The sequence below is a fragment of the Actinorectispora metalli genome, assembly GCF_056323685.1.
The window spans coordinates 2,270,555-2,290,498 of the sequence record NZ_JBREYE010000001.1; the positions used below are offsets into that span (position 1 = coordinate 2,270,555).

Annotated in this window: 16 protein-coding genes; 7 read left to right on the forward strand and 9 right to left on the reverse strand. The window is 71.0% G+C overall.

What is annotated here, in order from left to right; genetic code table 11:
- Window positions 1–8 precede the first annotated feature (8 nt).
- Both ACU6XJ_RS10635 and ACU6XJ_RS10640 read right to left on the reverse strand, forming a co-directional pair.
- Entirely contained in the window at window positions 9–2,201 is a 2,193-nt protein-coding gene (locus ACU6XJ_RS10635) for a DUF6049 family protein (protein ID WP_476309188.1), read from the reverse strand.
- Window positions 2,198–2,722, reverse strand: coding sequence for an NUDIX hydrolase (locus ACU6XJ_RS10640; RefSeq protein WP_476309189.1), 525 nt, complete (start codon window positions 2,720–2,722; stop codon window positions 2,198–2,200). The genes ACU6XJ_RS10635 and ACU6XJ_RS10640 overlap by 4 nt, the downstream gene beginning before the upstream one ends.
- A 189-nt stretch (window positions 2,723–2,911) precedes the next feature.
- Between ACU6XJ_RS10640 and ACU6XJ_RS10645 the strand changes: the two genes are divergently transcribed.
- Together ACU6XJ_RS10645 and ACU6XJ_RS10650 are read left to right on the forward strand one after the other, a co-directional pair.
- Entirely contained in the window at window positions 2,912–4,351 is a 1,440-nt protein-coding gene (locus tag ACU6XJ_RS10645; RefSeq protein WP_476313924.1) for a CCA tRNA nucleotidyltransferase, read from the forward strand.
- Between the two features lie 72 nt (window positions 4,352–4,423).
- The gene (locus ACU6XJ_RS10650; RefSeq protein WP_476309191.1) at window positions 4,424–4,603 is read left to right on the forward strand and encodes a hypothetical protein; all 180 of its coding nucleotides are present in this window, start codon (window positions 4,424–4,426) and stop codon (window positions 4,601–4,603) included.
- On the opposite strand, the gene ACU6XJ_RS10655 is transcribed toward ACU6XJ_RS10650, so the two are convergent.
- Window positions 4,604–5,920, reverse strand: a complete 1,317-nt coding sequence (locus ACU6XJ_RS10655) for an MFS transporter (protein ID WP_476309193.1) — start codon at window positions 5,918–5,920, stop codon at window positions 4,604–4,606.
- A gap of 69 nt (window positions 5,921–5,989) precedes the next feature.
- On the opposite strand from ACU6XJ_RS10655, the gene ACU6XJ_RS10660 reads away from it, so the two are divergent.
- A complete protein-coding gene (locus tag ACU6XJ_RS10660; protein WP_476309195.1) occupies window positions 5,990–6,562 on the forward strand; it encodes a YqgE/AlgH family protein in 573 nt (190 codons plus the stop codon).
- Between the two features lie 299 nt (window positions 6,563–6,861).
- Here ACU6XJ_RS10660 and ACU6XJ_RS10665 read toward each other — a convergent pair whose 3' ends face one another.
- Entirely contained in the window at window positions 6,862–7,275 is a 414-nt protein-coding gene (locus ACU6XJ_RS10665) for an SdpI family protein (RefSeq protein WP_476309197.1), read from the reverse strand.
- A 321-nt stretch (window positions 7,276–7,596) separates the two neighbouring features.
- Here ACU6XJ_RS10665 and leuS point away from each other — a divergent pair, with 321 nt between their 5' ends.
- Window positions 7,597–10,473 (forward strand): leucine--tRNA ligase, encoded by a 2,877-nt coding sequence (gene leuS / locus ACU6XJ_RS10670; protein WP_476309199.1) that lies wholly within the window; start codon window positions 7,597–7,599, stop codon window positions 10,471–10,473.
- A gap of 1 nt (window position 10,474) precedes the next feature.
- On the opposite strand, the gene ACU6XJ_RS10675 is transcribed toward leuS, so the two are convergent.
- On the reverse strand, window positions 10,475–11,212 hold the full coding sequence (locus tag ACU6XJ_RS10675) for a TetR/AcrR family transcriptional regulator (RefSeq protein WP_476309201.1): 738 nt from the start codon (window positions 11,210–11,212) through the stop codon (window positions 10,475–10,477).
- Between the two features lie 125 nt (window positions 11,213–11,337).
- Between ACU6XJ_RS10675 and ACU6XJ_RS10680 the strand changes: the two genes are divergently transcribed.
- The gene (locus tag ACU6XJ_RS10680; protein WP_476309203.1) at window positions 11,338–13,518 is read left to right on the forward strand and encodes an MMPL family transporter; all 2,181 of its coding nucleotides are present in this window, start codon (window positions 11,338–11,340) and stop codon (window positions 13,516–13,518) included.
- 70 nt (window positions 13,519–13,588) lie between these two features.
- On the opposite strand, the gene ACU6XJ_RS10685 is transcribed toward ACU6XJ_RS10680, so the two are convergent.
- Window positions 13,589–13,987: a VOC family protein gene (locus ACU6XJ_RS10685; protein WP_476309204.1), complete on the reverse strand. Its 399-nt coding sequence runs from the start codon at window positions 13,985–13,987 to the stop codon at window positions 13,589–13,591.
- A gap of 33 nt (window positions 13,988–14,020) precedes the next feature.
- Entirely contained in the window at window positions 14,021–14,899 is an 879-nt protein-coding gene (locus ACU6XJ_RS10690) for a helix-turn-helix domain-containing protein (protein ID WP_476309206.1), read from the reverse strand.
- A gap of 59 nt (window positions 14,900–14,958) precedes the next feature.
- Here ACU6XJ_RS10690 and ACU6XJ_RS10695 point away from each other — a divergent pair, with 59 nt between their 5' ends.
- Window positions 14,959–15,879, forward strand: coding sequence for a ribokinase (locus ACU6XJ_RS10695; RefSeq protein WP_476309209.1), 921 nt, complete (start codon window positions 14,959–14,961; stop codon window positions 15,877–15,879).
- A 32-nt stretch (window positions 15,880–15,911) separates the two neighbouring features.
- Window positions 15,912–17,558: a phosphoenolpyruvate--protein phosphotransferase gene (gene ptsP / locus ACU6XJ_RS10700; protein ID WP_476309211.1), complete on the forward strand. Its 1,647-nt coding sequence runs from the start codon at window positions 15,912–15,914 to the stop codon at window positions 17,556–17,558.
- Between the two features lie 347 nt (window positions 17,559–17,905).
- Here the strand turns inward: ptsP and ACU6XJ_RS10705 are convergent, their stop codons facing one another.
- The gene (locus ACU6XJ_RS10705) at window positions 17,906–18,565 is read right to left on the reverse strand and encodes a response regulator (RefSeq protein WP_476309213.1); all 660 of its coding nucleotides are present in this window, start codon (window positions 18,563–18,565) and stop codon (window positions 17,906–17,908) included.
- Window positions 18,562–19,746, reverse strand: coding sequence for a MacS family sensor histidine kinase (gene macS, locus ACU6XJ_RS10710; protein ID WP_476309215.1), 1,185 nt, complete (start codon window positions 19,744–19,746; stop codon window positions 18,562–18,564). The genes ACU6XJ_RS10705 and macS overlap by 4 nt, the downstream gene beginning before the upstream one ends.
- Window positions 19,747–19,944: the final 198 nt, after the last annotated feature.

Sequence of the window (19,944 nt, forward strand, 5' to 3'; positions counted from 1 at the left end):
GAGGCCGCTCAGACCGGCTGGCCCTCGCTGAGCTCGGTCCGCGCCGTGTCGACCGGTTCGGGTTCGGCCGCGCGTCTGCGGGCCGCCCGGACCCGCCGGACGATGCGGATCAGCGACAGCGCGATCAACGCGACCGCCGCGGTGCCAGTGAGCGCCAGGGTGATCGTGCCGTATGCGGTGGAGCGCAGTTGCAGGCGGCTGGTCTCGCCGAGCGGAGTGCCGCCCGGGGTGGTCAGCGAGGCGTCCACCACGAAGTTGCCGGAGCGCACCACCTCGGCGGGGACCAGCAGCGGCAGCGTGCCCTGCGCCGGGATCGGTTTGCTGCCCTGCGGGTTGACCCGCAGCCCCTGCGTGTTGGACAGCACCACGCGCACGTTCACCGCCACCGGCAGGTCGTTGCGGATGGTCAGCGGCAGCGGGCTGTCCGAGGACGCCAGGCTGTAGGCGGTCTCCGGCTGGATCACCTTCACCCGGTCCCGCAGCGCGACGAGTTGGTTGTGCACCAGGTCCGCGGCCGCCGCGGCGGCGGGCGGGTCGCCGCGCCAGCGGCTGGACACCGCGCCGAGCATGCCCAGCTCGTACGGCGCCATCAGCTCGTCGGGGCTGACGCCCTTGGACTGGTCGGTCCGCATGGCCTCTTTGAGGTCCTTGGCGGCATTGCGGTCGGCGGTCACCACCCCGGTGACCTGCGGCGGGATCTCGCTGGTCGCGGCGTTGACGGGGTAGCGCGGCGGCACGGTCTGCTGCGCGGTGATCGCCGGGATCAGATCGATGAGGTGCCGAGGGACCGCCCGTCCGCCCTCGATCAGCCCACGCGCGGTGCCGAGCAGTTCGGCCAGTTCGCCGACCGGCGCGGACCAGCGCAGCGGCGGGGCCAGCACGGTGGTGCCCGCCGGCGGGCGCTGGTCGGGGGCCCAGGCGCGGAAGGCCAGTCCGGCGATGGCGTTCTGGGCGGCGAGGTCGGGCTCGACGCCCGGTGCCTGTCCGCCCGCGGTGCGACCCAGCGCGGCGGAGAGCATCGGATCGGTCTTGACCACCAGCGGGCCCGGCGCGGACACCTCGGTGCGCAGCCGCACGGTCTGCGCCGGGTCGTGGCTCTCCAGCGTGTGGGGGTCCAGCAGCACCGCCTTGGCGTCGTTGCGGACCAGGTTCGTCAGCGTGCCGGTGTCCAGCATGCCGTCGGCGGGCCACACCACCTTCGGCATCGGCTGCACGCCGAGCGCGTCCAGGATGGCCTTGTCCTGGTTCAGCGCGAGGTCGACGAGGTCGGGCAGGTTCGCCCTGGACAGCGCCACCAGGTCGGCGCCCGAGGAGGGCAGCGTGATCACGCACCGCCCGGCGGCGACCGCTTTGAGCTGCGCCAACCACTGGGTCGCCGCGGTCCGGCCGGTGCCCTCCACGGTCTCCCCGCCCGCACCGCGCACCCGGTACCCGGCGCTCATCGCGGTGGTGGTGGTGATCAGGTCGGGGTCGATGGCCAGGCACAGCGCGTTGCCCGTCGGCGAGCCCGCGGGCACCTGCTGTTGGAGCGCCTGCACCAGGTTGAACAGCCGCCCGCCGGGTGCCAGCGAGGTCGCCAGTTCGTCGTCGGTGAGCACCGCGGGACCGTTCGGCGGCTGCGGGATCAGCCTCGGCTGGTCGGCGATCGGCCACAGCACCGTCAGCCCGACCGGGCCCGGCGGCGGGGCGGTCTCGCCCAGCACCGGGAGCAGCAGGTCGGTGCGGGCCAGCCGCGCGGTGGAACCGCGTTCGGGCTTTCCGTTGACGTTGACCAGTAGCTGGTAGACGCCCTGTTCGGTGATGCCCAGCGCGTCCAGCGGGGTCGGCAGCTCGAAGGTGGCGTTCTGCCCCGGGTCGAGTTGGCGGGCGATGCGGCGGAAGTCACCGTTGCCCGAGTTCGCCCCCGGCTCCTCGGTGACCGCTGCGGTGATCTTGTCGGCGGTGTTCAGGCGCGGGCCGCGTTGGAGCCGGACCTGCACGTCCTCGACCCGCCTGCCGCTGGTGTTGCTCACCTTGCCGGTGATCGTGACGGTGCGCGGCGCGCCGGGGCCGACGATCCGGGGGCTCATGCCGGTCAGCTGTAGGCGTAGCTGGTCCGGTTCGCCGAACGCGGGCTGCGCCGTCGTGATGGCAGGGGCGCTCAGGGCGGCGATCAGTGCGGCGAACAGAGCCGCGGTCGTCCGATGGAGCAGGCGGATCACGTCTTCTCCCGCATCAGTGCTCGCCCCGTGAGACGGTCGACCGCCTCGATCGCCTTGCGCACGATGCGGCGCTCGTCGGCGTAGGCCAGCAGCCGGTCCAGCTCGCCGAGGGGTACCCACGCCACCTCGGTGACCTCCACGTCCTCGTCGGAGAGTTCGCCGCCGACCGCCTCCAGCAGGAAGTGATGCACCGTCTTGTGCACCCGGCGGCCCTCCGCGACGAACCAGTAGTCGATGGTGCCCAGCAGCGCGAGCACCCGGCCAAGGATCCCAGTCTCCTCGGCCACTTCTCGGACCGCGGCCTGTTCGGTGGTCTCGCCGCGTTCGATATGGCCCTTGGGCAGCGACCAGAGCAGGCGGCCCTGCCGGTCCAGTCTGCCAATAAGCGCGGCGAGCCCCTTGCGGGAGTCCACCACCAGCCCCCCGGCGGAGGTCTCGTCCACCGTCAGCAGCCGGTTGCGACGCCGCCGGGTGCGGCGCCCCGGTTTGCGTTCGCCGGAACGGCCGGACGACGGGGGCATATCAGCGATGGTAATGGGCTGTGCCACCGGCGGTTCCCGCATTGCCACCAAAGGTTGTGCGGGCACCCAGGACAGCGGTTGCCCCGTCCTGGTCGAGCAGCCACCGGGGTCGCCGGGATACCCTGGCCCGCTGTGTCCAGCCCCATCGCAAGCCGCCCCCAGCGGGAGTCCGAGAACCCCCGCCGTCACATCAGTCCCGCCCGCCGCGCGGGCGCACAGCAGAATGCCGTTGTGGAACTCCTTCGGGTAGCCCCGGTCGCCGACGAACTCGCGCGGCGCTTCACCGCCGCCGGACACCAGCTTTACCTGGTGGGCGGGAGCGTGCGGGACGCCATGCTCGGCAGGCTGGGCACCGACCTCGACTTCACCACCGACGCCAGGCCGGGGCAGATCCAGCAGGTGCTCTCGGGCTGGGCCGACGCGATCTGGGACACCGGCATCGCCTTCGGCACCATCGGCGCCTCCCGCGACGGCGCCACGCTGGAGATCACCACGTTCCGCGCGGACAGCTACGACCGGGTGACGCGCAACCCGGAGGTCGTGTTCGGCTCCTCCATCGATGGCGACCTGGTGCGCAGGGACTTCACAGTCAACGCGATGGCCGTGAAGCTGCCCGAACGGCAGTTCGTCGACCCGCGTGGCGGGATGGAGGCCCTGGTCGCCAAGGTGCTGGACACCCCGGCCACCCCGCAGGAGTCGTTCGCCGACGATCCACTGCGCATGCTGCGGGCGGCTCGCTTCGTCGCCCAACTCGGCTTCGACCCGGCGCCCCGGGTGGTCGAGGCGATGCGGGAGATGGCAGCCGAGATCGGCCGGATCACCCCGGAACGGATCCAGGCGGAGCTGTCCAAGCTGATCTGCGGGGACGCGGCGCGGCGCGGCATCGAGCTTTTGGTCGACACCGGGCTCGCCGACCACGTGCTGCCCGAACTGCCCGCCATGCGGCTGGAAATCGATGAGCACCATCAACACAAGGACGTCTATCACCACTCGCTGGTTGTTCTTGATCAAGCCATCGATCTCGAGGAGGACGGCCCCGACCTGATCCTCCGGCTGGCCGCGCTGCTGCACGACATCGGCAAGCCCGCCACCAGGCGGTTCGAGTCCGGCGGCGGGGTGAGCTTCCACCACCATGAGGTGGTCGGCGCCAAGATGACCCGCAAGCGCCTGCGGGCCCTGCGGTACCCCAAGAACGTGGTGGAGGACGTCGCCCAGCTGGTGTACCTGCACCTGCGCTTCCACGGCTACGGCAAGGGCGAGTGGACCGACTCCGCGGTGCGCCGCTACGTCACCGACGCCGGTGAGCTGTTGACCCGGCTGCACAAGCTGGTGCGCGCCGACTGCACCACCCGCAATCGCCGCAAGGCGGCGAACCTCCAGCGCACCTACGACGAGCTTGAGGAGCGCATCCAGCGCATCGCCGAGGAGGAGGACCTGGCCAGGGTGCGGCCGGACCTCGACGGCAACGAGATCATGCGGCTGCTCGGCCTGCCGCCGGGGCCGCTGGTCGGCAAGGCGTGGCAGCACCTCAAGGAGCTGCGGCTGGACCGCGGACCGCTGAGCAGGGACGAGGCCGAGGCCGAACTGCTGCGCTGGGCGGCGGAGCAGGGGGTCGAACCACCCGCCTGACCGGCGGCTGTCCTGCCCGGAATGTGTCCGCTAGCCTTTTCGGAAAGATCTTTTCCGACATTCGGGGGCATTGTGAACAGGCGTGTGCAGGGCTCGCTCGCTGTGCTGCTGGCGTTGTCGCTGGTGCTGGTCGGCGGTTGCGGCAGCGGCAAGAGCAAGAAAAAGAAGAAGACCAAGGGCATGGAGATCACCCAGCAGGTCGCCGCGGCGCCGATGGACACCAACATCGGGGCCTGGCAGATCCTGCTGTAACTAGCCCGCGGCGGGGCTCGGCGACGGGCTCCGCCGCTCGGCAAGCAGGTAGCCGCCCATCCCGAGCAGGTACACCGCGGTGACGCCGATCAGCAGGCCGGGCGCGTAGCCGTTCGGCGGCACCAGGAACGCCGCGACCGCCGTCGCGATGACCTGGCTGACGTTGAACAGCGTGTCGTAGAGGGCGAAGACCCGGCCGCGCACCTCGTCGCCGATATCGATCTGCGCCGCGGCGTCCACGTTCAGCTTGATCACCTGGCCCGCGGCGCCCACCACCAGCGCGGCCGCCAGCAGGCTCTCGATCTGCATCGTCAGCCCGAAGACCAACTGGGCGCCCGCGGCCACCACCAGCGACCAGCACACCAGGGTTCGCCTGCGATATCGGCGGCTCAGCCACGGGGTGACGAACGCGGCGATGAGCATGCCGCCCGCCACCGCCACGATGGCCTCGCCGAAGCCCGCGATGCCCGCCCGCAGGATGCCGCTGTCGGTGAAGTGGTTGCGCATCAGCAACAGCACGGCCAGCATCGAGGCGCCGAAGGCCAGCCGGTGCGCCATCAGCCCCACGAAGCCCGCCGCCACGCTGGGCGTGCGCGCGGTCGCCCTGGCCCCGTCCCGGAACCCCAGCGCCACCGCCTTCAGCGCCCGGTCCGGCTCGTCCACCTCGTCCGGCCCCAGTCGGCCGCGGGCGAACCGCATCGCGACCAGCGCCGAGAGCAGGGAGCCCACCACCGCGGCGCAGGTCACCAGCGAGGAACCCGCGTTGTCCGCGCCGAAAAGCTGCCGCAGCCCCAACGCGCATCCCGCGCCAGCGGCCGCGACGCCGGTGCCCAGGGTGGTCGCCAGCGCGTTCGCGCCGACCAGGTGGGAGCGATCGATCACATGGGGCAGCGAGGCGGACAGCCCGGCGTTGACGAACCGGCTCACCGCCATCACCAGCAGCGCGCCGACATACAGCGGCACCCCGGCCAGCCCGGAGCCCACCGCGGCGGCGGTGAGCAGGATCAGCCCGGCGCGCAGCAGATTGGCGAACAACAGCACCTGCCTGCGGTCCCAACGGTCCAGCAGCGCACCGGCGAATGGGCTGATCAGCGAGTACGGCAGCAGCAGCACGGAAACGCCCGCCGCCACCGCGATCGGGTCGGCCTCGCGCTCCGGGTTGAACAGCACGGCGCCGCTGAGCCCGGCCTGGAAGATGCCGTCGCCCCACTGCGCGGTCAGCCTGGTCAGCAGCAGGCGACGGAAGGCCGAGTTGGTCCAGATGTGGCTGGAGTCGAACTCTGCCTGTCCGGCAGCGGCAACCGCAGGCGAACTCACCGGGTGAGCTTAGAACCACTCCGGCCTGCTGACCGCAGCCCGCGGGCAGACGATGGGATCATTCGTGATGTGCAATCGGATGCCGACGTCGAGCCGGGCAGTCTCCTGGTGGCCGCACCTGGGCTGCTCGACCCCAACTTCCGCCGCACGGTGGTGTACATCATCGATCACCAGGACGAGGGCACGCTCGGCGTCGTCCTGAACCGGCCCAGCGAGGTCGCGGTTGCCGATGTGCTCCCCGGCTGGGGCCCCTACTCGAGCAGACCGCAGGCGGTGTTCGTCGGCGGCCCGGTCGAGCAGAAGCGGGCGCTGTGCCTTGCCGCGATGCGGGCGGGCGAGGACGCCGACCAGGTGGCGGGCGTGCAGAGCGTGAACGGGCCCGTGGTGCTTGTCGACCTGGACGCCGAACCGGATGAGTTGGCGCCGAAGGTGCGCGGACTGCGGGTGTTCGCGGGGTACGCGGGCTGGGGCAGCGAGCAGTTGGCCGACGAGGTCGACCGCGGCGACTGGATCGTCCTGTCCGCGCTGCCCGACGACATCATGGTGCCGGGCAGCCTCGACCTGTGGGGGCAGGTGCTGCGCAGACAGGGGATGCCGCTGTCGCTGCTGGCGACGCACCCGCTGGACGTCAAGCTGAACTGAGCGGCCGCGCCGGTCACGGTCGGGCCGCGCTTGGGAATCGTCCGTTGATCGGCGGACCGCGGCCGGGCGAGGCTGGACACGTGAGGCGCATTCAGGCGGTAGCGTTGGGCACGGTGGGAATGGCCGCGGTGCTCACGGCCGCGTCGGTCTCGGCGCCCCCGGTTCCCCGACAGCCGCCGCCCGATCCGTGCGCCACTCGGCTGTGCCCGGCGCACCTCGGCGTACCCGATCCCGCCCTGATGTGGGTGCCGCCCGGAGTCCCGCCGCAGCCGGTCGTCCCCGACCCGGCGGCGGCGCCGTCAGCCGGTGGCGGAGCAGACCCCGCCGCAGCAACCGCCGCAGGCACGCTGCTTCGCGGGCTGGGGGACCGTGACGGCCGCGCGGTTGCCGAGTACGCCGCCCGCCACCACCAGGCCAAGAAGTCCGGCAAGGCCGATGACGCCGACGACGAGGACCGCGGCCGTGGTCGGCATCGCCAGGACGCCCGCTCCCGCTAGCAGCCCCACCGTGCCGCCGACCAGGACGGGCAGTCCCGCCACCCGGTTGGCCAGCCGGAACGCCTCGTCGCTTGCCAGGCTGGCCGGGGTGCGGACGCCCGCGAAGCGGTTGCGGGGCAGCGTGCCGCGCAGTCCGCGCACGCCCACGAAGACCAGCAGCCCACCGCCGAGGATCAGCAGCAGCCCGAGGGGCAGCCGGAGCACAGCATCAGTCACACCGAAAGGGTAGGTCGCCCCCGCGGGCGGTCCGCCGCACACCCTCCCCCGGTGTGCTTGGCGTCTCCATATACCGCATCGGAACGCGACACACCGCGCTCGGAACCCACCTTCGGGCGATAGTCGTTAGGCGGGCGCGCTATCCTCACCTCGTGAGCAAGCCTCGTCTGCTCCTTAGCCAGCCGCGCTGACCAGCCACGACAGGCAACGGTCAGTGCGGCAGCCCCTCATGCCCATGCGTTTGGGCTGAGGGGTTTTGCGTTATTTGGGCGAGAGGCCCACCCACCACACGAGCTTTGAGGTAGTACGGAAGGACATGCGATGAGCGAGGCCGCCGGCCAGGACAGCGTTCCGGCCCACCGCTACACCGCAGCGCTGGCCGGTGAGATCGAAGGCCGCTGGCAGGAACGCTGGGCAGCGGAGGGCACCTTCCAGGCGCCCAACCCCAGCGGTCCGCTCGGCGATCCGGAGGCCGCCGCGGGCCGCCGCAAGTCCTATCTGCTGGACATGTTCCCCTACCCCTCCGGGGCCGGGCTGCACGTCGGCCACCCGCTGGGCTACATCGGCACCGATGTGCTGGGCCGCTTCCAGCGGATGACCGGTTACAACGTGCTGCACACGCTGGGTTTCGACGCCTTCGGCCTGCCCGCCGAGCAGTACGCGGTGCAGACCGGGCAGCACCCGCGCAAGACCACCGAGGAGAACATCGAGACCTACCGCGCCCAGCTGCGCAAGCTGGGCCTGGCGCACGACCAGCGGCGCTCGGTGGCCACCATGGACGAGAAGTACTACCGCTGGACGCAGTGGATCTTCCTGCAGATCTTCAACTCCTGGTACGACCCGGACGCCGGGCTGAGCCGGGGCAAGGCCAGGCCGATCAGCGAGCTGATCGAGCGGTACGTCTCCGGTGCCAAGCGCACGCCGGACGGCCGTCCGTGGGATGAGCTGTCCGCCGCCGAGCAGGCCGCGATCGTCGACTCCCACCGGCTGGCCTACCCGGCCGAGGCGCCGGTCAACTGGTGTCCCGGCCTGGGCACGGTGCTGTCCAACGAGGAGGTCACCTCCGACGGGCGCAGCGAGCGCGGCAACTTCCCCGTCTTCCGGCGCAACCTGCGTCAGTGGATGATGCGGATCACCGCCTACTCCGACCGCCTGATCGACGACCTGGACCGGCTGGACTGGCCGGAGTCCATCAAGCTGATGCAGCGCAACTGGATCGGCCGCTCCCAGGGCTGCCGGGTCGGGTTCGCCGTCGACGGCTCGGACCGGGCGATCGAGGTCTTCACCACCCGTCCGGACACGCTGTTCGGCGCCACGTTCATGGCGGTCGCCCCGGAGCACCCGCTGCTGGCGGACCTGACCGCCGAGGCGTGGCCGCAGGATGTGGACCCGCGGTGGACCGGCGGCGCGGACACCCCGGCCGAGGCGCTGGCGGACTACCGGCGGCTGGCCTCGACCAAGTCCGAGCTGGACCGCCAGGAGAACAAGGACAAGACCGGGGTGTTCACCGGCAGCTTCGCGGTGAACCCGGTCAACGGCGCCAGGATCCCGGTGTTCGCCGCCGACTATGTGCTGATGGGCTACGGCACCGGCGCGGTGATGGCCGTGCCCGGCCAGGACCAGCGGGACTGGGACTTCGCGGAGGCCTTTGGCCTGCCGATCGTCCGCACGGTCGCGCCGTCGGAGGGCTTCGACGGCAAGGCCTTCACGGGCGAGGGCGTCGCGGTCAACTCCGCCAACGACGCGGGCCTGGACATCAACGGGCTGGGTGTCGCCGATGCCAAGAAGGCGACCGTCGAATGGCTGGAGGCCAACGGCCACGGGGCGGGCGCGGTGCAGTACAAGTTGCGGGACTGGCTGTTCTCCCGGCAGCGTTACTGGGGCGAGCCGTTCCCGATCGTCTACGACGCCGACGGGGTGGCCCGCTCGGTGCCGGAGAGCATGCTGCCGGTCGAACTGCCCGATGTGGACGACTACTCGCCCAAGACCTTCGACCCCGAGGACGCCGACACCGAGCCGCAGCCGCCGCTGAGCCGGGCGACGGAGTGGGTCGAGGTCGAACTGGACCTGGGCGATGGCCCCCAGCGGTACCGGCGCGAGGTGAACACCATGCCCAACTGGGCGGGCTCGTGCTGGTACTACTTGCGGTACCTGGACCCCACCAACGACGAGGCCTTCTGCGATCCCGAGGTGGACCGCTACTGGCTGGGTCCGGATGTGGCCAATCACGGCCCGGCCGACCCCGGCGGCGTCGACCTGTACATCGGCGGCAAGGAACACGCCGTCCTGCACCTGCTGTACGCGCGGTTCTGGCACAAGGTGCTGTACGACCTGGGCCACGTCAGCAGCGAGGAGCCGTTCCGGCGGCTGTACAACCAGGGCTACATCCAGGCCTACGCCTACGCCGATGAGCGCAAGGTCTACGTGCCCGCCGGGGAGGTCGTCGAGGAGGACGGCCACTACTTCTGGGACGGGCGGGAGGTCCGCCAGGAGTACGGGAAGATGGGCAAGAGCCTGCGCAACGTGGTGACCCCGGACGAGATGTGCGAGGCCTACGGCGCGGACACCTTCCGCCTGTACGAGATGTCGATGGGCCCGCTGGACGTGTCCAGGCCCTGGGCCACCAAGGACGTCGTCGGCTCCTACCGGTTCCTGCAGCGGCTGTGGCGCAACCTGGTCGACGAGAACACCGGGCAGCCGCGGATCACCGACGACGAGGTGTCGGAGGAGACGCTGCGGGCGTTGCACAAGGCGATCGCCGGGGTGCGCGAGGACTACCAGGGGCTGCGCTACAACACCGCGGTGGCCAAGCTGATCGAGCTGAACAACCACATCACCAAGGCGTACTCGGCTGGCGCGGGCACGCCGAAGGCGGTGGCCGAGCCGCTGGTGCTGATGCTGGCGCCGCTGTGCCCGCACCTGGCCGAGGAGCTGTGGACCCGGCTGGGCCATGACGGGACGCTGGCGTACGGGCCGTTCCCCCAGGCCGACGATCGGTACCTGGTGGAGGACATGGCCGAGTACCCGATCCAGGTCAACGGCAAGCTGCGGTCCAGGGTCGTGGTGCCCGCGTCCTCCGATCAGGAGCAGGTGCGCAGCGCGGCGCTGACCGAGGAGAAGATCGCGGCGCTGCTGGACGGCAAGGACCCGCGCAAGGTGATCGTCGTTCCCGGCCGTCTGGTCAACATCGTGGTGTGATCTACAGCGGTAGTCCCGCGGATTTGGCCAGCTCCAGCAGCAGTTCCTCGAACAGCTGCTCGGAGTTGGCCAGCCGGAACGGGAAGCGGCCGAAGACCTCCAGCGCGACGTGCCCGTACAGGCGCATCCACCACTGCAGGATCAAAAAGATCGTGCCCGCGTCCAACTCCGCGGCGGTGACCTGCGCACCGCTGTCCCGCAGCACCCCCGCCAGCGTCTCGCGGTAGGCCTCGAGATCGGCGACAAGCTCCGGCGGAATGGTCTCCTCGGGCCGCAGGTTGGTGGCGAGCACCCCGTAGTCGGCGAGGATCATGGCGACGGCGCCGAGGAAGACCTTCGCGAACGGGTCCTGCGCGGGATGGGTTCGCACCCCCGGCCGGTCCGGGTTGGTCGAGGCGAAGACGAGCTCGAACTCCTGCGGGTGGTCCAGCGACCAGCGGCGGTAGGCCCGGCAGATGCCGAAGATCCGGCCGACGGGGTCGTTGAAGTCGATCGCGTCCACGGCCGACCGGAGCCGGGCGGTGAGGTCGGTGCAGATGTCCTTGCAGACCGCGTGCAGCAGCTGTTCCCTGGAGTCGAAGTAGCGGTAAAGGGCGGGCGCGGTGATGCCCAGTTCCCTTGCGATGGCCCGCAGCGTCACGGCCTGCATGCCCTGCTCGACGAGAAGGGCCCGAGCCGCCATGCGGATCTCCCGCTCGGTGCCAACGCGGGCGATCTGCCTGCGGGTGGCCTCGGTCATAAGACACCTTGATTTCGTTGTCAGCGCAGTTGGCGAAGGCTACCGTGAATGGCTAGTTAACGACGTACACAAACGCCCCTCGGCAGCGTGTCCGATCATGATCTGCTGAGGTCGGAAGGCTTGCCGTGTTCGAGAACTGGGGAAGCCTCGTCCATCGGGGCCGCTGGCTGGTCACCCTGCTCACCGCCGCCATCACCATCGCAGCGGGCCTATGGGGAGTCGGAGTGTTCGACCGGCTCTCCCAAGGCGGCTATGAGGACCCCGGCAGCGAATCGATCGCCGCTGGGAAGCTCGCGCAGTCCGAACTGGGCGGCGCGGGCGGCGATGTGGTGGTGATCTACCGACCGACCGGCGGCAGCATCGACGACCCCGCGCTGGGCGAGCGGATCAACACCACGCTGGCAGGCCTGCCCGCCGACTCCGTCACCAAGGTCGTCTCCTACTGGAGCACCAAACAGCCGCAGTTCCGCGGCAAGGACGGCACCAGCGCCATCGCGCTGATCACGCTGGCCGGGCCGGTGGACGACTCCGGCGCCAAGATGCGCGCCTACGAGCGGGTGTCCGACCGGTTCGCGGTCGCGGGCACCTCGCATGAGCTTGCCGGGCTGTTCCCGACCATGACGGAGATCAGCAAGGCCTCCGAGCGAGACCTGCTGCGGGCCGAGACGATCTCGCTGCCGGTCACCCTGGTGCTGCTGGTGGTGATCTTCGGCGGGCTGGTCGCGGCCTCGCTGCCGGTGGCCGTCGGCGGACTCGCCATCCTCGGCTCCCTCGGCGTGCTGCGGCTGCTGGCCGAGACCTCGGAGGTCAACGCCTTCGCGGTCAACGTCGCCACCCTGCTCGGACTGGGCATGGCCATCGACTACGGCCTGTTCACCGTCGGCCGGTTCCGGGAGGAACTCGCCGCGGGCGCCACCCCGGCGGCGGCCGTGCGGCGGACGGTGGCCACCGCGGGCCGCACCATCCTGTTCTCGGCGACGCTGCTGGTCGTCGCGCTGGCAGGCCTGCTGTTGTTCCCGCACAGCTTCCTCAAATCACTGGCCTACGGTGGGATGTCGGCGGTCGGCATCGCCGCCGTGTTGTCGATGACGCTGCTGCCCGGCTTGCTCGCGATCCTCGGCACCCGCGTCAACGCGCTGTCGCTGCCCCGGCTGCGTCGCAGGGCGACCGCGGACGAAGGCGCCGGCTGGGCGAGGCTGGCGGCCCGGGTGATGCGCCGCCCGCTCGCCTTCGCGGTGCCGATCATCGCGGTGCTGGTGCTGCTCGGAGCGCCCTTCCTGGACGTCCGCTTCGGTGCGGTGTCGGAGAAGGTACTGCCCGAGGGCAACCCAGCCCGCGCCTCGGCCGAACTGCTGCACCGCGACTTCCCGCAGGTGGACTCCGATGCCGTGCAGATCGTGCTGCGCGGCAAGGCGGGCGCACCCGACCCGGCGACCGTGCAGACCTTCGCCGCGGAGGTGTCGCGGGTGGAGGGCGTTGCCGACGCCGCACCCGCGGGCTCGGGCGGCAGCACCGTGCTGGTCAAAGCGGGGCTTGCCGAGGACCCGCTGTCCGACCAGGCGAAACAGGCGGTGCAGCGAATCAGGGACCTGCCCGCGCCCGCCGACACCGAGGTGCTCGTCGGCGGCACCACCGCCGTGGTCGGCGACAGCGTGCAGGCCATCCGGGACGGACTGCCGCTGATGGCGACGCTGCTGGTGTTGGCCACCCTGGTGCTGATGTTCCTGGCGTTCGGCTCGGTGGTGCTGCCGGTCAAGGCGGTGCTGATGAGTGGGCTGTCGCTGTCGGCCACCTTCGGCGTGCTGGTCTGGGTCTTCCAGGACGGCCACCTCGCGTCCTGGCTCGGCGTCACCCCGGGGCCGCTGGAAGCGGGCGTGGTGGTGCTGATGGCCGCGGTGGTCTTCGGCCTGTCCACCGACTACGAGGTGTTCCTGCTGTCCAGGATGGTGGAGGCCCGCGCCAAGGGCATGAGCACTCCGGAGGCGGTGACCACCGGCCTGGCCAGGACCGGCCGGGTGATCAGCGCAGCCGCCCTGCTGCTCATCGTGGTGACCGGCGCCTTCGCGTTCTCCGATGTCGCCGTCATGCGCTTCGTGGGTGTCGGCATGATCCTCGCGCTCGCACTGGACGCCACCGTGGTGCGGATGCTGCTGGTGCCCGCCGTGTTGCGGCTGCTCGGCGACGCATCGTGGTGGGCGCCGGGGCCGCTGCGAAAACTTCAGCGGAAAGCAGGTTTGCACGAAGGCGATCCGGGGGTATCCGACCGTCGAGTCGAGGACGAGCGGACCCCTGAACCGGTCCGCTGAACGGTCCCGCTCGGGGACGTGAAGGTGGGAGCTGCCCGACCCCCAGGGGCAGTTCCCACCTTCCGGTTTCTCACCCCTGCGGCCGGTAGGTGCCGAAGTTCCACACGTTGCCCTCGGGATCGCGGGCCGAGTAGTCGCGCGAGCCGTACTCCTGGTCGGTCAGCGGGTAGACGATCTCCGCACCGGCCGTCACCGACCGCTCGTGGTGGGCGTCGGGGTCATCGACGATCACATAGACCGCACCCGTCCCCGGTTTGGCCGCCAGGTCGGCGGTGCTGCCCTGCTTGACCGAGCCGAGCATCACCATGCCGTTGTCCCAAGACAGTTCGGCGTGCGCGATGGTTCCGTCCGGACCAGGGACCACCGAGACCTCGGTGAAGCCGAAGGCCTTGGTGAGGAATTCGATGGCCGCGGGCGCGTCCTGGTATTGCAGGCAGGGGATGACGCTCGACGGCAGCTTGTCCGCCATGTGCGCACCTCACTTTCTCGTTGTCATCTGACGCTAGGCGTGGGCGGCGGCGAGTTCTTGGAGGAATGTGACCTCGGGGTCGGCGAGCGTGCCGAGCATGCCCGGGAGTTGGCTGCGCCGAAGCTGCCGCGGGGTCAGCCCGGTGAACTCGCGGAACTCGCGGTGCAGGTGCGACTGGTCGGCGTAGCCGCAGTCGGCCGCGATGCGCGCGGGATCGACATCGGCGCGCAGCAACCCCACCGCCCGTTCGAAGCGCATCACCCTGCCGACCTGTTTCGGCGTCAGACCCACCTGCTCCCGGAACTTCACCGCCAGGTGCCTGCGGCTCCAGCCGGTCTCCGCGCACAGGTCGCCGACCGGGCACCGGCCGCGGGAGGACAGGAGCAGCCGCCAGGCCTCCGCGACCTCGGGAGCGGTCGACGGCCCCTCGTCGAACAGCCTCAGCAGCACGGCGTCCAGCAACGCGAACCGGGCTGCCCAGTCCGGCAGTTCGGCCAGCCGGTCGGGCAGGTTGCGGTGGGTGCGTCCCAGCACGTCCTCCAGCGCCACCACCTGGTCGGCCACCTCGTGCATCGGGGCCTTGAAGAGCCGGAACGCGGCGGGCGGGGTGAGATCGACCTGCACCCCGTGCTGCACGCCCGCGTGCTCGGTGATCGCCGGTCTGGTCCCGAACGCGGCGACGAACGAGGTGAGCTGCGCGTCCGAGCTGGTCAGCAGTGTGATCGGAGCGCCGAAGCTGATGATCAGCGCGGTGCGCGCGGTGGGTACCTCCAGCCTGCGCAGCGGTCGCGGCGTCCGCTCCCGGTAGCCGAGGTAGCTGCGCACGTGGCGGGCCAACGCGGGGTGCGGCGGGCGGGTCGCCATTGCCCACCAGCCCAGTTCCGAATCGTGTTCGGACACCGTCACCGCCATGACGGGCAGTGTGGCACCGGGGTCCGACATCCGCCCCGTCCGCTCCGTAGGCTGGCCCGGTGGCGGACATCGTGGTGATCGGTTCGGCGAACGCGGATCTCGTCGTCAAGCTGGAACGTCGGCCCGGGCCCGGCGAGACGGTGCTCGGCGCCGACGCCACGACGATTCCCGGCGGGAAGGGCGCCAACCAGGCGGTGGCCGCGGCGCGGCTGGGCGGTTCGGTCGCGCTGCTCGGAGCGGTCTGTGATGACCCCTACGGCGCCTTGCTGCGCGAGTCGCTGGCCTCGGCAGGGGTGGACACCGGCCTGCTGCGCGCCGTGGATCGGCCCACCGGCATCGCGATGATCACCATCACCCCGGACGGTGAGAACGCGATCGTGGTCGCGCCGGGCGCGAACTCCGCGGTCGGGCAGGGCGATGTGAACGCGGCGGCGGATGCCATCGCCGCGGCCTCTGTGCTGCTGGCCTCGCTGGAGGTTCCGCTGCCGAGCGTGGCGCGGGCGGCGATGATCGCCGGGATGCACGGCACCAGGGTGGTGCTGAACCTCTCGCCCGCCGCCAAGATCAGCCGCGACACCATCGCGCTGCTGGACCCGCTGATCGTCAACGAACACGAAGCCGCGCTGCTGCTGGATGTCACCGGGGGCGACCGGGAACCGGAGGAGTTGGCGGCCGGGCTGCTGCACCTCGGCGCCCGCTCCGTGGTGGTGACTCTGGGCTCGGCGGGTGCGCTGGTGGCGGATCGCAGCGACCTGGTTCGGGTACCCAGTCCTCGGGTCGAGCCCGTGGACACCACCGGTGCGGGGGACGCGTTCGCAGGCGCCCTCGCGCTGCGGTTGGCCGCGGGCGACGGTTTGGTCCACGCGGCAGGCTTCGCCGCGCGCGTCGCGGCGATCTCGGTGACGCGGCTGGGCGCACAGCCGTCGTATCCGACGCTGGAGGAGTTGCGGGGATGGAACGGAAACGACTCACAACTCTGATCCGCCGTTCGAAGCTGTGTATGGTCTAGACCATGGCGCGGAGATTCAACGGGGTCGGGGTGAGTCCGGGCAAAGCGGCCGGACCGGTGGTGCGCGTGGTCACGACACTGACCGAACCGTCGGCGGCGCCCGCCCCTACCGATCCCACCGCCGAAGCCGCCCGGATCGCGCCCGCCGCACTGGCCGTGGCGACCCGGTTGCGGGACCGCGCCGCCCTGCTCGATGGCGAGCCGCGAACGCTGCTGGAGACCACGGCCGTGATGGCCACCGACCCGTCGCTGGTCTCCGCCGCGGAGAAGCTGGTGCGCGAGAACGGCGTGCCCGCACCCCGCGCCGTGTACGACGCGGCAGGCGGTTTCGCCGCAGCGCTCTCCGCCGCCGGTGACTACCTGGCCGAGCGGGTCAAAGACGTGCTGGATGTCCGGGATCGGATCGTGGCCGAACTGCTCGGCGTCACGCCGCCCGGCGTTCCGGAGCTGAACCGGCCCAGCGTGCTGGTGGCCAAGGACCTCGCGCCCGCCGACACCGCCGGTCTGGACCGCGCGCTGGTGCTCGCGATCGTGACCGAGGAGGGCGGGCCCACCAGCCACACCGCGATCCTCGCCCGCTCGCTCGGCATCCCGGCCGTGGTGGCCTGCCAGGGACTCGGCGGGGTCGAGGAACTGACCGCGCTGATCGTCGACGCCGACAATGGGATCGTGGAGGTACCGGACGGAGCCGTGGACACCCTCGCCGCCACCGCCGCCGCCGAGCAGGTGCGGTGGAGCGGACAGGGCCGCACCGCCGACGGGCACCGGGTGCGCATCCTGGCCAACGTCGGCTCCGCGGCCGACGCGCAACGCGCCTCCGAGGCGGATGCGGAGGGCGTCGGCCTGTTCCGCACCGAGTTCTGCTACCTCTCCGCCACCGAGGAACCGTCCGAGCAGACCCAGCGCGCGGCCTATGCCGCCGTGCTCGCGCCGTTCGCGGGCAAGCCGGTCGTGGTCCGCACCCTGGACGCGGGAGCGGACAAGCCATTGGCCTTCCTGAACACCGAGACCGAGCCCAACCCGGCGCTGGGAGTCCGCGGGCTGCGGCTGTCCCGCCGCGCCACCGGGGTGCTGGACCGGCAGCTAGCCGCGATCGCCGCGGCGGCGCAGGACACCGGCGCCGAGGTGTCGGTGATGGCGCCCATGGTCGCGGTCGCCGAGGAAGCCGCCTGGTTCGCCGAGCGGGTCCGGGCCGCGGGCCTGCCCAGGGTCGGCGTGATGATCGAGGTGCCCTCCGCCGCGCTGCTCGCCGCCGATCTGCTGGCCGAGGTGGACTTCGTCAGCCTCGGCACCAACGACCTCGCCCAGTACCTGTTCGCCGCGGACCGGATGCTAGGCGGCCTGGCCGCGCTCAACGACCCGTGGCAGCCCGCGTTGTTGCGGCTGATCCGGATCGTGGGCGACGCGGCGACCGAAGCGGGTAAACCCGCGGGCGTGTGCGGAGAAGCCGCGGGCGATCCCTTGCTCGGATGCGTGCTCGCGGGCCTCGGGGTGACGAGCCTCTCCTGCTCCTCCGGCGTGCTCGCGAGGGTCGGCGCCGCGTTGGAGTCGGTGACCATCGACGAGTGCAGGCGGGCCGCCGCACAGGCGCTGGCGTGCGCGGACACCGCCGCGGCAAAGCAGGCGGCGGCCGCGGTCCTGCGGGCGTGAAGAAACGTCAACGCGGTCACACTGTGTAAATGTGGAATGGCGTTGAGCAGGAACCTCACTGCGCGCCAGCACTCCATCACAACTGGTGCTGACCTGCGGAAAGTTTCACCCGTTCAGCCGTAGCGTTGATCACCTGGTGACTGCGTAGGGTTACGCAACCTCGTCAACGGGGGTGTGGCGTTACTCGGCGGTCATCGGGTCCGCCGTAGGTACCGGCATCGGGGCATGCCGGTCCGCGAGCGGTTCCTCTTGTCGCGGGAGCAGACAGTGGGAGCCGACCGGTCCGTTAGCGGACCAAGCCTCGGTCCGGGCGCGGAGTGATTCGGGGATCTCCCGCCCGGACCGGGTCAGTGCTCCTCGTCCAAACCGTGCTCGATGGCGTACCGCGCCAGTTCCACCCGGTTGTGCAGCTGCAACTTCCGCAGCGTCGACTGCACGTGGTTCTCCACCGTGCGGTGCGAGATCACCAGCCGCGTCGCGATCTGGCGGGCGGTGAGCCCTTTGGCCACCAGCCGCAGCACCTCGGTCTCCCGGTCGGTGAGCTGCGGGGCCTGCCCGTCCTCGGGAGCGGCCGCCATCCGCCGGTACTCGCCGAGCACCATGCCCGCCAGCCCGGAGTTGAACACCGCGTCGCCGGACGCGGTCCGGTTCACCGCGTCCACCAGCTCCTCCACCGAGGCGGACTTGACGAGGTAACCCGAGGCCCCCGCCTTGACCGCCTCCAGCACATCGCTGTGCTCGCCGCTGGCCGACAGCACCAGCACCTTGGTGCCCGGCAGCTCGCCGGTGATGTCACGGGTGGCGTCCACCCCGGACTTGCCGCCCAGGTTGAGGTCCATCAGCACGACGCGGGGCCGCACGGTCCGCGCGATGCGCAGCGCCGATGCCGGATCACCCGCGGTGGCCAGCACCGCGAAGCCGCGTTCGGTGAGGTCTCTTGCCACCCCGTCCCGCCACATGGGGTGGTCGTCCACGACCATGATCGAGATCTTGTCGGTGTCGTTCATCGTGATCTCACCGAGCCGGGCCTGTGCTGCCTGCTCTTCCGAGGCCGTGGCACTCGGATCTCCCACTCGGTTCCCTCCCCGTCGGCGGTGTGTAGGGACAACGTGCCTCCCAGGTCGTCCACCCGTCCTCGCATGGAGCGGGCGACGCCCATCCGGCCTTCCGCGGTGGCGGTTCTCAGCCGACCGCGCGGAATGCCGGGACCATCGTCGCGCACGCTGAGCACGATTTCACTGCCCAGATCCTCCAACAACAGCCAGGCCTGGGCGTGCGGCCCCGCGTGTTTGTCCACGTTGGTCAGCGCCTCGGCGACCACCGCGGCCAACTCGGCGGCCACCGTCTGCGGCACCATGACCCGCGTCGCGGGCACCGAGACGTGCACCGCCTGGGTGGCCATCAGCTGCAGCCGTGACCGCAGGTCCACCTCGCCAAGCTCGTTGGACTCCTCCGGCGCCGCCGCCACCAGCGCCCGCAGCGCGATCTCCTGCTCGCCCGCCAGCTTGGCCAACTCCGCGGCCTCCCCGCCGACCTCGGCGCCCCGTCGCCGTACCCGGGCCAGGACTTGCAGCACCCCGTCGTGGATGGTGCGGGCCAGCCGTTCTCGCTCGGCCGTCGCCGCCTCGGCCTGCAACGCGCGCTGTAGCCGCTGCGCGGACACCCGCGCGGCCTGCGAGGCCAGCCCCAGCACGAAACCCAGCCCGAGCAGCAGGAACGTGTCATGGGCGAGGTCGGTGTTGAAGTAGCCGCGCACCGCGACCTGCATGGTGGCCACCGCCGCCCCCGCCAGCGCCCCGGCCGCCGGACCGCCGTGCAGCGCCAGCGCGATCACCGGCCCGCTGGACCACACCGTGGTGATCAGCAGGTGGCCGGTCTCCAACTGGCGGGCCGACAGCGCGAACGCGCCAAGGGCCATCAGCCCCAGCGTCAGCGCCAGGTCGGGCAGCACCACGCTCCAGCGGCGCAGCCTGCGGTGCATGTAGCAGTAGGAGACCACCGCGGTCCACACCGCCATCGCGGCCAGGATGCCCCAGGCCAGCCGGGGCCGGGCGTAGCCGTCGTGGTGGGCGAGCACCACGCTGCCCGCGAAGATGAAGCTGATGATGCGCAGCGCCACCGCGGCCCGCCACAGTGCGCGGGTCGTGCTCAACGTCCAGTGGCCGTCATACCTTGACGTCTCCGACAAGGCATCCCCCTGTTCGCATTGTGTGACCCGGCGTCGGGAGACAACCCACGGGTGGGTGTCTTCTGCTGGTCTTCGTGTTGTGTAAGGCTGAACTACCTTTAGGGTGGCCGAGCGGTGTGCGGTGCGTGGAGGAGCAGGCATCGCTGCTGTTCGAGCGCCGTTGGCGTGAATCACATTACTTGCCGTCGAGGTGCTCGC

Coding starts and splice junctions, on each gene's coding strand:
- ACU6XJ_RS10640 (WP_476309189.1), bottom strand. CDS start 2,722: ATGCCCCCGTCGTCCGGCCGTTCCGGCGAACGCAAACCGGGGCGCCGC.
- leuS (WP_476309199.1), top strand. CDS start 7,597: ATGAGCGAGGCCGCCGGCCAGGACAGCGTTCCGGCCCACCGCTACACC.
- ACU6XJ_RS10675 (WP_476309201.1), bottom strand. CDS start 11,212: ATGACCGAGGCCACCCGCAGGCAGATCGCCCGCGTTGGCACCGAGCGG.
- ACU6XJ_RS10685 (WP_476309204.1), bottom strand. CDS start 13,987: ATGGCGGACAAGCTGCCGTCGAGCGTCATCCCCTGCCTGCAATACCAG.
- ACU6XJ_RS10690 (WP_476309206.1), bottom strand. CDS start 14,899: ATGGCGGTGACGGTGTCCGAACACGATTCGGAACTGGGCTGGTGGGCA.
- ptsP (WP_476309211.1), top strand. CDS start 15,912: ATGGCGCGGAGATTCAACGGGGTCGGGGTGAGTCCGGGCAAAGCGGCC.
- ACU6XJ_RS10705 (WP_476309213.1), bottom strand. CDS start 18,565: ATGAACGACACCGACAAGATCTCGATCATGGTCGTGGACGACCACCCC.